Below are 15,361 nucleotides of genomic sequence, written 5' to 3' on the forward strand. Positions count from 1 at the left end.
TGCCAGCGGGTGCACTGCTCGGACAGAAGCGATCCCGGTCAGCGAGACGTCGACCGTCCCGGTGACGCCTCGATCCGGGGCTTCCACTGATCGAGATGGCAGTTCGTGACCTGCCGACCACGTCCCTAACCTCGGTGGTGATCACCGAATCAGTCGGTGTCGCAGACGATGTGGAGGTGGTCCGATGCCAACCGAACCGACGTGGCCCGAACTCGGCACGCAGATCGCCGCACCCACCCCCGACGAAATGCGGCGCAATCTCGGCCATTTCGCGAGTGGTGTCACGGTGGTGACCGGACTTGACGCCGACGGTCCGGTCGGATTCACCTGCCAGTCGTTCGCTTCGGTGTCGCTGGCGCCTCCGCTGATCCTGTTCTGCGCCGATCATCGCGGGCGTGCCTGGCCACGCATCCAGGAGTCTGGGCGCTTCACCGTCAATGTTCTGCACGAGAATCAGACGGATCTCTGCATGCGCTTCGGCTCCAGCCGCGGCGAAAAGTTCGACGGTCTCGACTGGGAGGGGTCGCCGTGGGCGACGCCGTCGCTCCCCGGCGTTCTGATGCGCGTGCACGCGGACGTGCAGTCGGTGCACACCGCCGGCGACCACGACATCGTGATCGGGCGGGTCCTCGGCCTCGAATCTCTCAGCGACGAGCGCCCGTTGGTGTTCTTCCGGGGTGGGTTCGGGCTGGGCGCCGTCCCCCGGCCCGTGCGCGCGTGACGAGTCCCGAGACTCGTCAACCGCGCGCGAGCGCTAGAGCCACTGCCCCGATTGCACCGACAGCAGCTGGTCGAGCGCCTCGGTGGACCAGGAGGTTTCCGGTATCTCCGCGGTCCGGCGGGCGCGGCGCGGCGTCACGGGTTCGGGATGCAGCGCCCGCGTGACGGCCCGGGCGGCGTCGACGACGAGAGGCGCCACTCGCTCGAGCTGCACCGTCCGGGCATCTCCGCACAGCGAGATACCGGCGACCGGGCCGTCGGCGCTCCGGACCGCGACACCGACACAGCCCACGCCGCGAACCGCCTCACCGCGCTCGAACGCGAGACCGCGGCGCTGCCGAATCCGGTTGAGTTCCTGATGGAGGGTGGTGAGTTCGGTGATGGTGCGGTCGGTGCTCCTGTCGAGACGCTGCCCGTACAGGCTGTCGACCTCCTCGGGGCCCACCCACGCCAGCATCGCCTTGCCGCCGGCCGTCGTGTAGGCGGGAACCCGCCCGCCCACCTTGGACGGCAGCGCGGCCGCCATCCGGCCGCCGACCTTGTCGAGGTACAGGCTGTCCCCACCGTCCAGCACCGTCAGGTGCACGACCATTCCGGTCTGCATGTGCAGGTCGTGCAGCAGCGGCGCCGCGGCAGCCCGGATCTGACCGTGCCCGTTGTCGCCGCCGCCCACACCCATCGCTCGACGGCCGAGGCAGTAACCGAAGCTGGCGTGATTCACCCAGTCCAGGCGCACCAGCTGGTCGAGGATGCGGTGCACGGTGGATCGCGGCAGCCGGGTCCGGCACGCCACTTCCTCCAGGGTCAGGCGGCAGGTGCGGCCGTCGAACGCGTCGAGGATCAGCGTCATCCGTTCCACCATCGACGGCGGAACCTCCTTCTTCGCGGCAGGTACCGACGGTGCATTGCCTGAATCGATGACAGTCATCGACGCCTCCAAATATCCTGGTCACAAGCGTGCACCAGACTAAAACTGAAATGAATTCTTAAAATACTAACAGCTGTCTGCGGTGCGGGGAAGCAGACCGACAACGCTGACCGGGGGTGGTCACCATGAGGGTCCGCGATCAGACTCGGGCGCAGCTTGTGTGGACGCCCCGAGACCGATTTCCCGCGGATCGCGGTCGGTGCGCGGTACCGTCAGCACGGTGTCAGCGGCGCAGCTGGCGAGCCAGGTCGTCGCGACAGACCCATCTAACGGGTCACAGACACTGGTGGCACGGCGTGGGGCGCCCGTCAGCCCACGCGGATGCCCTTGTCGGCGAGGAACTCGCGGGCACGACCCAGTTGGCGGTCGGTGGAGAAGGCGTACCACTGGTCAGCGAGACTCTCTTGGTGGACGAGGTCGCGGAACCTGCCGAACGCGCCCTTGCCCTCGGTCGCCCGCTCCAGCCGCTCCCGCAGCGCCGCATCGTGCTGCCGCTCGGCGAAGGCCGCCATGTCACGCCAGCCGTCCCGCGAGCCTGTCCGGTCGAACCGGAGCCAACGGTCGGGGCTCGGCCTCCACGTCGACGGCGGCGTCCTCACCGACCATCATCGGATCGGTACTGCTTGCGTCGTATACGTCCCCGGTGTGCAGGTCGACGTAGCCAGCCGTCGACATATCCAGATCCCCCTCCAATTCGGCACCGAGCATCTCGAGGTCGACCGGTACCACCCTCCCGGCCAGCGGCTCGCCGCGCAGACACGCGAGCAGGTCCTCGGCCAGCACCCCGTCACCCGGGCCGGCGCGCCAAGTCAGCCGGTTGATGACCGACACCGCCACCGGCTCGGCCTGCTTCCGTCGCTGCTTCAGTGCCATCGGCATGCCGGCCCCCACCTGTTGCAGCGCGTCGTCGACGTCATGTCCCCACACCGCGGCGAGGAACCGGGCGGCATCTGCTGCCGCGATAGCGGCGCGCAGCTCGGAGACATCGAGTGCGGGCACCTGGTCCTGTGCGGGCCACGCGTGCAGCAGCATTGGATGCGGCTGGCTCGGTCTGCGCGGTGCTCGGCTCTGCCCGTCGTCGTCGGCCCACCGGCGCCCGTACTGGTCCGGGATGGTGCCCCAGCCCCAATACGGCATTGGGGCGTCGGGGCGGATACCCAGCACCTCCATGGGGTCGACCTTGTCGCCGCCGATCACACAGCGGTGGGTCCAGTCATCGCCCAGGTCGAAGGTGAACTGGAACTCCGCCCCGGGCCCCAGCAGCCGGGCGACTTTGGCCGACTCGATGTCCACCGCCTCGGTGATCGGTCCGCCGAGCGACTCCACCATCTCGGCCCCGGTCTCGGTGTCGGTGACCACTCGTCCATCGGCAAGGGTGAACATCGACAGGTGCGAGCGGTCCCATCGGGCGAAGGCGTCGTTGATCGCGTTCGCGAGGTCGCTGAAGGTGTGCGACGGTCCGACCGCGAAGATGCGGCCGGGCCAGGGCCACAGGTCCTCGCCGCGCCCGCCGAGCAGTTCCACCGTCACCGACAACCACGTTCGTGCCATTCCCCGAGGATGGCATGCGGGCCGCGGCGCCGCCTGGCCACAGCCCAAAACGCGCACAGCGCGTCACCGCTAGCAGATCCATGACCGGTTAACTGGGCCACCGAACATCCGGGTGCGCCGACCGTGAGTTGAGGCATATGAGGTCATCACCACCCACTTCGGGATGGTAGGCGGCGTGCGGTGAGCGTCAGATACCAGGCACTCCGATCACAGAGCTCGACGGATCATGTTGCTGCACGTGCGGGCTGTGGGTATTTGTTTGCGGGCGATACAGCAGCGCAGGTCATCGTCGTCCAGGTGTGGATTTCGAACCCTGCCACCACCGCCAGCGCGGTTCCAATGCGGATGTGGTCGGCGCTGAGAGCGTCTCTCTCTGCGAATCCGCGGTCTGTTCGGCATCGATACCCTCGCGTCGCCCAAAAGGTTCGTTCACGAGCCAAGGCGTTCCGTAACTCACCGACGACCGAACTTGTGAAGCATCATTTTCTGACGCGGGTTCGGAACATACACCTCTCCTGGTCGACCCATGAGGTGGCAGATGTATCCGAGAACGGCGTTTCTTGAACGTCGCCCTGGACGGACCGAAATACAGCCACGCTGGCGACGGACAACTGCGCCGAGACCCCGAGCCGTTGGAGGTCGGCCGCCTTCGCGGAATGAGGCTCTCGCACCGGCCGCGCGACCGCTACAAGAGGTCGAAGTACTGCGAGCGAGCCTTCATGGCATGAATGAGCAGCTCGTTCCCACTGTCGAAGCGCAGGACAACCAGTTCCAGGAGCCGACCGTTCGGGTCGAAACCCAGCCGGAACTCGCGCGCGGGGTTGTCGTCGTCCAGACCAGCGGTATATACGTGATGCTGTGCCGCGTAGATGCCATCGTTTTCGCTGATCCCGTGTTTGAGCGCGGATTTATGCGCCTTCACGCGACCTGGGTCCAGGCACGCACCGCTTCTCGAATCGCCTCGGAGCGGGAAACATGCTCCTGCTCGGCACGGGCGGTCAATGCCTGTAACAATGCCTCGTCCATCCGTACCGGCACCACTGCGCCGGGGCCGTCCCCCACGGTCGGTCGGCCACGTTTGCGCAACTTTTCGACGTCGTAACCGGTCTCGGCCTCGTCTGCCCACTCCTGGATCATCGCGTCCGTGACGGGCGCTCCGTTAACCGTCTCCTCAGCCATACCCATTATCGTAATACGAAAATAGATTTGGGGCCACGGTCCGCAACCCGGCCCCCTGGGGCGGTCGATCCCAGTGATACCTGCCGCTCACGTTCTTGCGGTCCATCGGGCCCCGGAACACACCGACTCGCCCGGGCGTCACGACCACCCGACTGACCGCCCCATCTCAGCGTGAGTATCCCCCGGAGGACGCACCAGCTGGCCCGAGCTCAGCGCACTTGGGAATCGCTGGGAAAGTCGACGCCCGCTCAGCGAAGTTCGACGACCGTTTCGTAGTCGTGGTCCCCACATCCGGCGAACCGGGCGTGGAGCATTCGTGCTCACGCTCACGTGCCCCCCGCGCGATCGCGGAGGCGTCCCCGACGACGAAGGCAGCCGGAACCGCAGTCGCCAGCGACGTCAGGGCAGGTCCCGCATCGAAAATCAACCGCAGAATCCCGACACCACGGGCAATGTGCAACCTCATGTCCGAACCGCTTTTCTGAAGCGCGCCTCGCAGGCGCGAAAATGGGGTCGAGTCGCCTGCCGACGCCGACTTTCCCTTGGGCCTGAGCTCGTTCATTAGCCTGGCGCCGGGGCCGACCTGGAAGGGTCACGCATTGTCTTTTCGAGCACGCCGGTCAGAATCTCGGTTCCCTTGATCGAGCCCCCCAGACGGCCCGCCCTCGAGCATGCGTGTGGAATACGGCGGGAGGACAACAGAAGTGGATTCATTACCGGAACAGATTCCCGATGCAGAGCATGAGCTGGTGGACGAGTGGGTGGGCGCCTGCGACGTGGCCAAGGCCTCGGGCAAGGTGTGCACCCGGGCACCGGATCCGAGACGACCAGGCCGGCGGGTCAGCACGGTGTGGGATGTCCCGGCCACGACCGCCGCGATCACCGATCTCGGCGAGCAGCTGGTGGCGACGGGGATCGAGAAGATCACCGTTGAATCGACGTCGGACTACTGGCGGATCTGGTTCTCTCTACTCGAATCGGCCGGCTCGAGGGTGCAGCTGGTCAACGCCCGCGATGTGAAGAACGTACCGGGGCGCCCGAAAACGGACAAGCTCGACGCCGTGTGGCTCGCCAAACTCACCGAGAAAGGTCTGCTGCGGCCGAGTGTCGTCCCGCCGCAACCGATCCGACAGTTGCGCGACTACACCCGGCTACGGATCGATCTGACCCGTGAGCGCACCCGTTACTGGCAGCGGCTCGAGAAACTGCTCGAGGACGCGCTGATCAAGCTCTCGTCGGTGGCTTCCAGGATGAACACCCTGTCGGTGCGCGACATGCTGAAGGCGCTGATCGCGGGCGAACGTGACCCGCGGCGGCTCGCCAGCCTGGCCCGCGGCGCGATGAAGGCCAAGCACAGCGCCCTCATCGAGGCGCTCACCGGCCGGTTCGACGATCATCACGCCGAGCTGGCCCGGAAGCTGCTCGCCCGGCCGCTGGGCGGGCTCTTCTTCGGTCCGCTCAGCGAGCCGCCTCGCCCCACTTCCTGGGCATGTTCGAATCCGGCCGCGGCCAGCTGGGCCACGATCGTCAGGGCCCCACCGCGCTGCGTCGCCAACGGATCGAATTCGGCCATCGCACCTCGACTCCGATCGTCATGGAACGACTGATCGCATATGCAATCACCATCTGACCGGGTACCGAGCATAACTGCACGCTGCGACGCTCGTCTCGGACAGCAACTGGCGCAGATTCTCGAAGCCATCGTGGTTCGTGGTTGTGGCTCTGCGAACGGGAACTGGCTTAACGTTGGACCGCGCCGGCGCGGTCTCGTCCCCTGCTCGGGGTTCCTGGCTCGACCTCGATAACGGTCCCGCCGGTGCCGTGAGACTGTCCGGCCCGCCGGGACAAGCGTCTGCTGCTGACATGGAGCGGTGGCAGGATAGGAGGAGCCCTCTAGGTCCAAACAACCTGTGCTTGCCGTTGGCAGCGACGCCCGGAGGACACGCTCGAAGCGAGGTGCGCGGTGCAACATCGTCAACATTGTCGCGGTCCGGACGAAGCGGCGTAGCCGATGGCCGATGTCGATCCATTCGAAACTCAGCGCGACGCCGTTGGTCCGGTCACGTCGGAACTGGAAGCGGCTGGATTCGAAGATGCCCACGAGATTGGTCGCGGTGGTTTCGGCGTCGTCTTTCGGTGCCGTCAAGCAGATCTTGACCGTACGGTGGCGGTCAAGATCCTCACCTCCGACCTCGACGAGGAGAACCGAGAGCGATTCCTCCGCGAGCAGCGGGCGATGGGTCGCCTGACGGGGCACCCGAACATTGTCAACATCCTGCAAGTCGGCGCGACAAGCAGCGGCCGACCCTACATCGTGATGCCGTTCCACTCGCGGAATTCGCTGGATGCCGAGATCCGCCGGCATGGTCCGCTGTCGGTGGAGGACATGTTGAAACTTGGGGTGAAGATGACGGCCGCCCTGGAGAGCGCGCATCGGCACGGCATCCTCCATCGTGATGTCAAGCCAGCGAATATTCTGCTCACCGATTACGGGGAGCCGGCATTAACCGACTTCGGTATCGCACACGTGTCTGGAGGATTCGAAACTGCCGCCGGTATCGTCACCGGCTCCCCGGCGTTCACCGCCCCTGAGGTCCTCGCAGGGCGGCCCCCGAGTCGCGCTGCCGACGTCTACGGTCTTGGGGCGACCCTGTTCTGTGCCTTGACCGGTCATGCCGCCTTTGAGCGTCGTAGTGGCGAGCAACTGGTGGCTCAATTCGTGCGCATCACCACCGAGTCAGCCCCTGACCTGCGAAACTATAGAATCGCCGATGACATCAGCGCGGTCATCGAACAAACGATGTCTGCTGATCCGCTGGCTCGCCCGTCCGCTGTCGAACTCGGCGAACACCTCAGAGAGGCTCAACTTCGCCACGGATTCCCTCCGGACGAGATGGCGCTGGTGTCTGAGGACGAGTCACGGCGTGGTCTGCAATTGGGTTCGCACAGGCGCCAGCCATCAGCAGTAGATCCCGTTCATCAGTTCAAGGCCGATCTCCCTGTCGAGATGACGAGTTTTGTCGGTCGTCGACGCGAGGTTTCGGAGGCGAAAAAGCTGTTGGAGGCGTCACGCCTGGTTACCCTCACCGGTACCGGGGGCGTCGGGAAAACCCGACTCGCCTTGCGAGTGGCCGCGCAGGCGCAGCGCGCCTTTCCCGGCGGGGTGCGGTTGGTCGGGCTCGGTGAGCTGCGAGACGAGTCGTTGTTGGTGGATGTGGTGTCCGGCGCTTTGGGGTTGCGGGACCAGTCGGCGCGGCCGATCCACGACGTGCTCGTGGAGTTCCTCGCTTCGAAGCGGATACTGCTGGTACTGGACAACTGCGAGCAGCTGGTGGACGCGGTAGCCAGGCTGGTCGAGGACTTACTCCGGGCGTGCAGCGAACTACGCATCCTCGCAACGAGCCGCGAGGCTCTCGCGATCAGCGGAGAAGCTGTCCTGCGGGTTCCACCGCTCACTGTCCCCGGTTCCGAGCGGCAACCCTTGGTGCAGGGCCTGGCTGGATACGATGCGGTGAGGTTGTTCGTCGAGCGGGCTGCGTCGGCAGTTCCCGGGTTCGAGCTGACCGAGGACAATCAGGATGCGGTCGCAGGAATCTGCCGGCGGCTCGACGGGCTGCCGCTGGCTATCGAGTTGGCCGCGGCGCGGCTGCGAGCGATGTCGCCCGAGCAGATTCTGCAGCGGATCACTGATCGCTTTGTTTTGCTGACCGGTGGCGCTAGGAACGCCCCTACGCGGCAGCAAGCCCTGCGGCTCTGTATCGACTGGAGCTTCGAGTTATGCACTTCGAGAGAGCAATTGGTGTGGACGCGGCTGTCGGTATTTGCCGGCAGCTTCGAGTTGGATTCGGCGGAGGCCATCTGCGGCCACGACCTGGATCCCACGGGTGTGTTGGACACTGTGACCGCTCTACTCGACAAGTCGATCCTCCTGCGTGAGGAGTCGGGACAAATGGTTCGATTCCGCATGCTCGAGACTCTTCGCGGTTACGGCCGCGAGAAGTCTCAACGGGCCGGTGAGCATCTGGAACTGTCAGTGCGTCACCGGGACTGGTATCAACAGTTGGCAGTCGGCGCGGAGACCGATTGGATTAGCTCCCGCCAGCTCGAGTGGATCAGGCGGCTCGAGCGGGAGCAGTCGAATCTGCGTGAAGCTATGGAGTTCTGTGTACTCGAGAACCCACGAGCTGGGCTGCGGATCGCAACTGCTCTCTATCAGTTCTGGCATGCTCGATCCCTGTTCAGCGAGGGGCGGTATTGGTTTGATCGTCTCCTCGAGCACGACGACGGGCAACCGACGGTCGAACGGGTCAAGGCGTTGTACGGCGACAGCGTGTTTGCGGAAAAGCAAGGTGCACTCACGGTGACAAATGCGCTGGTCGAGGAGGCGCGTGCGTTGGCCGAGCAGGCGGCCGACACGACAATGGATGCTCTTGTGGCGTATGCGGAAGGGCTCAGTGCGCTGTTCAGAGGTGACCTCCCTCGTGCGTGTGCACTGCTGGAGGGGTCGGTCGCGGTGTATACCGCGCCGAAGGATCTCACTCTGCGTGTTGAGGCGTTATGGATGCTAGGGCTCGCGTATGGGTGGCAGGGCGACACTGGGCGGTCCATTTCTTGCCTCGACGAGATTCTCACGATCACCCGCGCACGGGGTGAATCGGTGTTTCAGGGGTGTTCGCTCTGGGCTAAGGGCGTCGCATTGTGGCGGCAGGGCGATCATCAGAGCGCGGCAGTACAGCTGAAGGAAGGACTCCGTTTGGCGCAAGTAGCCAACGACCAGGTCGGGGCAAGCGCCTGTCTGGAGACACTCGCGTGGATAGCCCGAAGTGATGACGACGCCCACCGCGCAGTGGTGCTGATGGGGGCCGCCGAATCACTCAGTGGTGCGGTAGGTAGCTCTTCGGTATACCTTCCGAACCTTCGCGAGTACCACAATGACTGCGAACGGAAAGCGCGAGGGGCTCTCCGTTCCAATGCATTCGATGCAGCGCGAAAGGAGGGCAACATGATGTCCTTCACTGATGCCATCGCCTACGCTCTCGACGAGCGACCCTCCGACGGAACAAGCCAGGTGCACAACGTCCCGGTACTCACCAAACGTGAACAGGAGGTCGCCAGACTCGTCGCCCAGGGCCTGACGAACAGAGCGATCGCCGACCGACTGGTGATTTCCCCTCGGACAGCTCAAGGTCACGTCGAGCATATTCTCACCAAGCTCGGGTTCACCTCGCGGGCGCAGATCGCAGCGTGGGTCGTGGAATGGGACGCGCAGGGATCGTGACACTGCAGTCCGGAGCGAAGTTCACCGCCCCACGCTGATGCCCGAGTACATCGCGGGCACATGCACCGAGTTCGATTGTGTGCGTGCAGGTCTGCCGTAAATATCCGTGTCGAACGCCCTCCTCGAAGGCCTTCAACGCCACCGCGGCGGTCGGCCGCTCCCAGCGCCTGGGGTGATCGCCCAGGGAGAGCGACGCGGAGCAGATCGGAGACGAGGCGCTCCAATCGAAACCCCATTCGACCGGAATTATCTGGAGCAGTCCAAATCAGCGCGGCGACAACCGCAGCGGCTCGAGAAGTGCTGAAGTAGCTGGCCGGGCCCACGGTAAACCAGTCGCCGTGGGCCCTGACCGCTGCCCCTGCGGAATGCGTTGCTCCCTCCCCTGTCCAATAGAAGACGCCGAGGTCTGCACTTACCCGCGCTTACGCTCGGCCCTAGTGACCTTGCGGAACGTCTCGTACATCTCCACGAGCGCCTTGCGCTGGGCATTGGTCAGGTCGCCGTCCTGCCCTATCGCTCGAACGCCGTCCGAAGCCTCCTCTGGGCGCGTCGGACCTGCCCGAGCAAGACATCAGCCGAGGTCTGCAGGTGCTCCGCGATGGCGTCGAGGACCCTCTCGCTGGGCTCTTCGGAGATTGCGTTCGATCTGCGAAAGGTAGCGGTAACGTCGGTGACGGCTTCTTGTCGTCGGCCACCCTGTCAGGACAGTCATCGGGGAGACACCGGTCTTCGACCAGCACGTCCGAGCTGCTTCGGACCGCGCTTTCGTCACGTCGGCTGGCGGACGGAGAGTGTCAGCCCAGTGTGACGGCGGATTGTTGCCGTCGATGGAGCGCCTTTCCCGTCTTCTTCAAGATTGTCAGCAACTCGCCAGCGAGAGCGACGTGGCTGGCGCTGGCCGGCAAGGCCACAAAGACGTCCCGCGCAAGCGCCGGCTTCAACCGGCGGGCCCGGGTTCCCCGGCCCGGCACCAGGGCGAGCTCGGGAACGAATGCGACGGCGACACCGGAGGCGGCGAGCGCCTGGGCGACGTCGTAGGACTCGGTCTGAAACGGCACCCACGGCACGAATCCGGAGTCGGCGGCGGCCGAGTTCAATTGTGTGCGGGCGGGTCTGCCGGTGATGCTGCACGCCCAAGCGTCCTTCTCGAATGCCTTCAACTCCACCGCCTGTGAGGCCGGACCTTGCGCCTGAGGGTGATCGTCGGGGAGGACGACCCGAAGCGGATCGGTGAGAAGGTGCTCGAATCGAACTCCTTCGACCGCACTCGGGGTGCCGCTGTAGGAGGCGGTGATCGCCATATCCAGCTCACCGCTGGCGATCAGTTCGATGCCTCCGTCGGTGGGCACGTCGACGACCGACAATTGAGCTTCGGGATGTCGGTAACGCAGCGCCGTCAGCCCGTCCGGAAGCAACGCAACCGCCGCCGAGGGAAACGCGCCGAGACGGAGCCTGTTGGCGTGAGCGCCGAGGTAGTCCGCGACGGTTTCCTCCGCTCGGGACAGTTCGGCAGCCACGCGTTCGCTGTGCTCGGCCAGCAGGCTCCCGAGCGGAGTCAACTTGGCGCCTCGCGCGCCCCGCTCGACCAGCAATGCACCGAGGTCACGTTCGAGCTTGGCGAGCTGCTGTGACACCGCGGGGGAAGTGATTCCGAGTGCTTCTGCTGCGCGCGCGAGGCTGCCCCCCTGCTTGACGGCCAGCAAGAGGGCCAACTGCGACGAGGTGAGGTTCATTAAGCAAACCTTAGCGCTGCAACAGCTAGATCGCCATTCTACTTATTCAATTTCGGCGACACGATGGACGGTATCGAAACCCGCAGAAGGAGTACGCCCTGATGGTCAGTTCACTTCGCGCAACCCGCGCCGTCGACTCCCTTGCCCGGAAGTCGGGTGTCCTCCGGTGACGACCTCCGTTCGATTCGACGTCCGTAGCAACGTCGCCTGGATCACCCTCGATGGTGTGGATACCCGCAACTCCCTCGATCGGAACAGCGCGCAGGCCCTGGTCGATGCCTGCGATGCCGTCGACGATGACCCATCGGTGGGTGCTGTGGTGATCACCGGCGCCGGAAGTGCCTTCTGCTCGGGAGCCGACCGGGCTGCGCTCCGGAATCTTGCAAGTGCACAGCCGCATGAGGCGTACGAGGCGCTCGATTCCCTTTATCGTGCGTTCCGCCGATTCGGTGAGGTGACTGTTCCCTCGATTGCCGCGATCAATGGTGCCGCGGTAGGAGCCGGACTCAATTTGGCGTTGTCGGCGGACGTGCGTCTTGCCGCCGAGGACGCACTATTGGTGCCGGGATTCGCCGAGAACGGAATTCACCCCGGCGGTGGGCACTTCCATCTTCTCGAGCGGGCAGCCGGCCGCCAGGCCGCCGCCGCGTTAGGGGTGTTCGGGCGCCGGCTGACCGGGGCAAGCGCCGCGGACATAGGGCTGGTGTGGGACGCAGTTCCGGTGGCCGATCTCGCAGAGGCGGCCCAGCGCCTCGCCGAACCGGTCGCCCGAGATCCTGAACTCGCTCGGGCGTTGGCGAACAGTCTTCGGTTGACGACCACACCACCGCGCGCATGGCAGGCGGCAATCGAGGTCGAACGCGCCCGGCAAATGTGGTCGCTGTCCCGCCCTCGACCCGTCGATGCCGCTGGTCGCTAGGGCCCCCAGTACCACGGACTGGGGTCGACCCGGCACCGTTCGCTGATGGAACCGAAGACACAGGAAGGATCGTGATGATTGACAATCTCCCACATCTTCTCCTCGATCGCGCGGCCGTCCGCCCCGACCTGATGATCGGCGTCCTCGACGATCAGATCTCGTTGCAGCTCGCTCTCGAACTTGCCGCCGGTGGGGCCGCCGACTTGCAGGCCCGGAATCTCTCCGCACAGGACCGTGTCGCAATCGTGGCAGAAAACTCGACGGACTACGTTCTGGCCTGGCTGAGTTGCCTGTTGGCCGGCGTGCCTGTCGCGCTGGTCGATCCGACCTATCCTCGGGAGCTCCTGGCGTGCATGCTCGACGTCCTCGACCCCACGGTGGTGATCAGTGACCGCCCCGCGGCCCCGTCGTTCGCTGGAACTCGCCGCGCGATCACCATCAGCACCTTCCGCAATGCCCCTCGGCTCGATCCCAGCCATTCCCCCGGCACCAACTCCGATCGGTACTCGACGGCATCACTGATGCACCCGGCCAGGCCCACGCCGGGTATTCCGAAGTTCTGCGCCCAATCGCATGAGTACTTTCTCCGACTGGGACGGGCAGTTGCGGAGGCGATGACACTCACCGCCCGCGATCGTTCACTCACTCCACTGCCTCTCTCGCAGATCAACTCCCTCGGGCACGGGCTCGTCGGCGCACTGACCGCGGGCGCGGACGCCTTGCTCGCGCGCACCTTAACGGTCGAGACCTTCTGGTCCGAGGCCATCGACCACAGGATCACCGCACTGACACTGGATGCACCGCTGGTGAACGATCTCGAGCGCACCGCCACACCGAAGGACTCGGCCGGCCACCGCGTACGAACCATGTTCCCGGCCGACGGTGCGTTTATGCGGCGGTTCGGGGTTGTCCGGGCCGTGTCCGGATACGGTTCGACGGAGGCCGCCGGAGCGAGTCACTTGCGCTCGTGGTCCATCGACGACGACATCCCGACCGACGCCCATCGCCGCGGCGGGACCGCGCGAGAGGACATCGAATGGAAGCTGACGGACTCGGGTGAGATCCTGATCCGCGAAGCCGCCCGTGGCACGTTGTTCACCGGATACTTCACCTTTCCCGGCGTGAGCTCGACGCTCGACCAGAATGGCTGGTTCCGTACCGGGGACCACGGGCGCCTCGACGAATCCGGCGGCTTGGTCGTGGTCGAGTGTGGGTTCGACCATTCACATGGATGAAGAGGTCGTTCCGTTTCTCTACCGGACTAATCAAGTGAAACTCCCGACCTCGCGTGGGCGCGCCGTAACGGGGTAACGAGTCGTGATGTGGGGCCACTTCCCACCCGCCCATAGTCAGCACTACATCGAGTATCTCCCAACCTGAAGGAACTGAGATGTCCACGTCCCTGCACAGTCTCACCGACCACGAACTCGACGCCGAGCTCACCCGGAGCCGCGCGGAGTACGACATGTTGAAGGCGCGCGGGCTGGCCCTCGACATCACCCGGGGCAAGCCCGCACCGGAACAGCTCGACCTCTCAGCCGCGATGCTTTCCCTGCCCGGTGACAACGACTATGTGATCGATGAAATCGACTGCCGCAACTACGGTGAACTCCCCGGCCTCCCGTCGCTGCGCGCCCTGTTCGGCGAGGTCCTCAATATCGCCCCGGAAAATTTGATTGCCGGCGGCACGTCAAGTCTGGAAACGATGTATGACGTGCTCTCGTTCGCGTGGATCCACGGGACAGGTGACGACGACGCTCCGTGGTCCTCCGCTCCGGTGAAGTTTCTGTGCCCCGTACCCGGATACGATCGGCATTTCGCTATCACCGAGTCGTTCGGTATCGAGCTGATTGCGGTCCCCCTGCTCTCGGACGGCCCTGATGTCGATGCGATCCGGGAGTTGGTTGCCAATGACCCGCAGATCAAGGGCATGTGGTGTGTCCCCATGTTTTCCAACCCCAGTGGGGTGACTTATTCCGAGCAGGTCACCCGCGACTTGCTGAGTATGCAGACCGCCGCACCGGACTTCCGTATCTTCTGGGACAACGCCTATGCGGTGCACGCCCTCATCGGCGACGCCCCGGAGGTGCTCGATGTCCTAGCCCTCGCCGCACTCGCGGGCAATCCGGAGCGGCCGTTCGTCTTCGCGTCGACGTCGAAGATGACCATCGCCGGCGGCGGTGTGAGTTTCTTCGCCGGATCCGGGAAAAACATCGCGTGGTATCTGGGCCACCTCTCGCAGAAGCGGGTCGGACAGGACAAGGTCAACCAACTCCGGCATGTCCGGTTCTTCGGTGACGTGACCGGTGTGCGTACGCACATGCGCAAGCACCAAGAGATTCTCGCCCCGAAGTTCGAGCTCGTCACCACCATTCTTCGCCGCGAGGTCGGCGATTCGGGCATCGCGTCGTGGACGGAGCCGTCCGGAGGCTACTTCGTCAATCTCGAGGTGCTGCCAGGCACGGCCAAGCGGGTGGTGGCGTTGGCCCAGGAGGCGGGGATCGCGCTGACACCGGCCGGTTCGGCGTTCCCGGCCGGCAAAGATCCCCGGGACAGCCACATCCGGTTGGCACCGAGTTTGCCGTCCGAGGACGAGTTGCGGCTGGCGATCAGCGGGCTGTGTACCTGTATCCGGTTAGCGGCCATCGAACTCGTCCACCGCGACCGCGCCGCCGGTGTCCACCGCTCTTCGGTATCGGTGTAGCCGATACCGGCTCGTGCGGAGAGGATCCCAGATGCATCGAATCGCCCACAGGATGCGGCGAACCGTCCTCGCCATGGGGCTGTTGGTGGTCTTGATCGTCACCGGAGACCTCATGCAGCGGGCATGCAGCTCATGCGCACCTGGTTAACGAAACTAATACTTCATGACCGGATCCGCTTCCGGTCCATGGCCTTGTCTGAACCCGCCCGACGGCTCGGCCATCCGGTCGCTGCTGCACGCGCACCCACTCGCATCGGAAAGTACCACCCGCGGCGGCCCCTTCCGATGACGACGGATAACCACGCGAAGCATTAAGCAAAGTTAACGCTATGCAATCGAGAACGTCGTT

The 15,361-nt window shown here is 64.9% G+C and carries 12 protein-coding genes; 6 read left to right on the forward strand and 6 right to left on the reverse strand.

From position 1 onward, the window contains the following. Nucleotides 1–184: 184 nt before the first annotated feature. Nucleotides 185–721 carry a flavin reductase family protein gene (locus tag L1080_RS25595; protein WP_250775183.1) on the forward strand — a complete coding sequence of 179 codons (537 nt, stop codon included), beginning with the start codon at nt 185–187 and terminating at the stop codon, nt 719–721. A gap of 33 nt (nt 722–754) precedes the next feature. Here L1080_RS25595 and L1080_RS25600 read toward each other — a convergent pair whose 3' ends face one another. The 5 genes from L1080_RS25600 to L1080_RS25620 form a co-directional block, all read right to left on the reverse strand. After that, complete coding sequence (locus L1080_RS25600; RefSeq protein ID WP_250775185.1) at nt 755–1,648, reverse strand: IclR family transcriptional regulator; 894 nt, start codon at nt 1,646–1,648, stop codon at nt 755–757. A gap of 308 nt (nt 1,649–1,956) precedes the next feature. Then, entirely contained in the window at nt 1,957–2,160 is a 204-nt protein-coding gene (locus tag L1080_RS25605; protein WP_250775187.1) for a hypothetical protein, read from the reverse strand. A gap of 1 nt (nt 2,161) precedes the next feature. After that, nucleotides 2,162–3,199, reverse strand: a complete 1,038-nt coding sequence (locus L1080_RS25610; protein WP_250775189.1) for a plasmid pRiA4b ORF-3 family protein — start codon at nt 3,197–3,199, stop codon at nt 2,162–2,164. A 685-nt stretch (nt 3,200–3,884) separates the two neighbouring features. Next, on the reverse strand, nt 3,885–4,121 hold the full coding sequence (locus L1080_RS25615) for a toxin (protein WP_250775198.1): 237 nt from the start codon (nt 4,119–4,121) through the stop codon (nt 3,885–3,887). Then, complete coding sequence (locus L1080_RS25620) at nt 4,118–4,378, reverse strand: ribbon-helix-helix domain-containing protein (protein ID WP_250775200.1); 261 nt, start codon at nt 4,376–4,378, stop codon at nt 4,118–4,120. Before L1080_RS25620 ends, L1080_RS25615 begins: the two co-directional genes overlap by 4 nt. A gap of 704 nt (nt 4,379–5,082) precedes the next feature. Here L1080_RS25620 and L1080_RS25625 point away from each other — a divergent pair. Both L1080_RS25625 and L1080_RS25630 read left to right on the forward strand, forming a co-directional pair. Further along, nucleotides 5,083–5,985, forward strand: coding sequence for an IS110 family transposase (locus tag L1080_RS25625; RefSeq protein ID WP_250775202.1), 903 nt, complete (start codon nt 5,083–5,085; stop codon nt 5,983–5,985). A gap of 404 nt (nt 5,986–6,389) precedes the next feature. Next, a complete protein-coding gene (locus L1080_RS25630) occupies nt 6,390–9,656 on the forward strand; it encodes a protein kinase domain-containing protein (RefSeq protein WP_250775204.1) in 3,267 nt (1,088 codons plus the stop codon). A gap of 794 nt (nt 9,657–10,450) precedes the next feature. Here the strand turns inward: L1080_RS25630 and L1080_RS25635 are convergent. Further along, entirely contained in the window at nt 10,451–11,389 is a 939-nt protein-coding gene (locus tag L1080_RS25635; RefSeq protein ID WP_250775206.1) for a LysR family transcriptional regulator, read from the reverse strand. Nucleotides 11,390–11,555: 166 nt separating this feature from the next. On the opposite strand from L1080_RS25635, the gene L1080_RS25640 reads away from it, so the two are divergent. From L1080_RS25640 to L1080_RS25650, 3 genes are all read left to right on the forward strand, one after another. After that, nucleotides 11,556–12,308 (forward strand): enoyl-CoA hydratase-related protein, encoded by a 753-nt coding sequence (locus L1080_RS25640; protein WP_250775208.1) that lies wholly within the window; start codon nt 11,556–11,558, stop codon nt 12,306–12,308. Nucleotides 12,309–12,382: 74 nt separating this feature from the next. Next, entirely contained in the window at nt 12,383–13,543 is a 1,161-nt protein-coding gene (locus tag L1080_RS25645) for an AMP-binding protein (RefSeq protein ID WP_250775215.1), read from the forward strand. Nucleotides 13,544–13,698: 155 nt separating this feature from the next. Beyond that, nucleotides 13,699–15,012 (forward strand): PLP-dependent aminotransferase family protein, encoded by a 1,314-nt coding sequence (locus L1080_RS25650; protein ID WP_250775218.1) that lies wholly within the window; start codon nt 13,699–13,701, stop codon nt 15,010–15,012. Nucleotides 15,013–15,361: the final 349 nt, after the last annotated feature.

Origin of the sequence: Rhodococcus sp. MSC1_016 (assembly GCF_023667485.2) — a bacterium.
Lineage (GTDB): Bacteria > Actinomycetota > Actinomycetes > Mycobacteriales > Mycobacteriaceae > Rhodococcus_F > Rhodococcus_F oxybenzonivorans.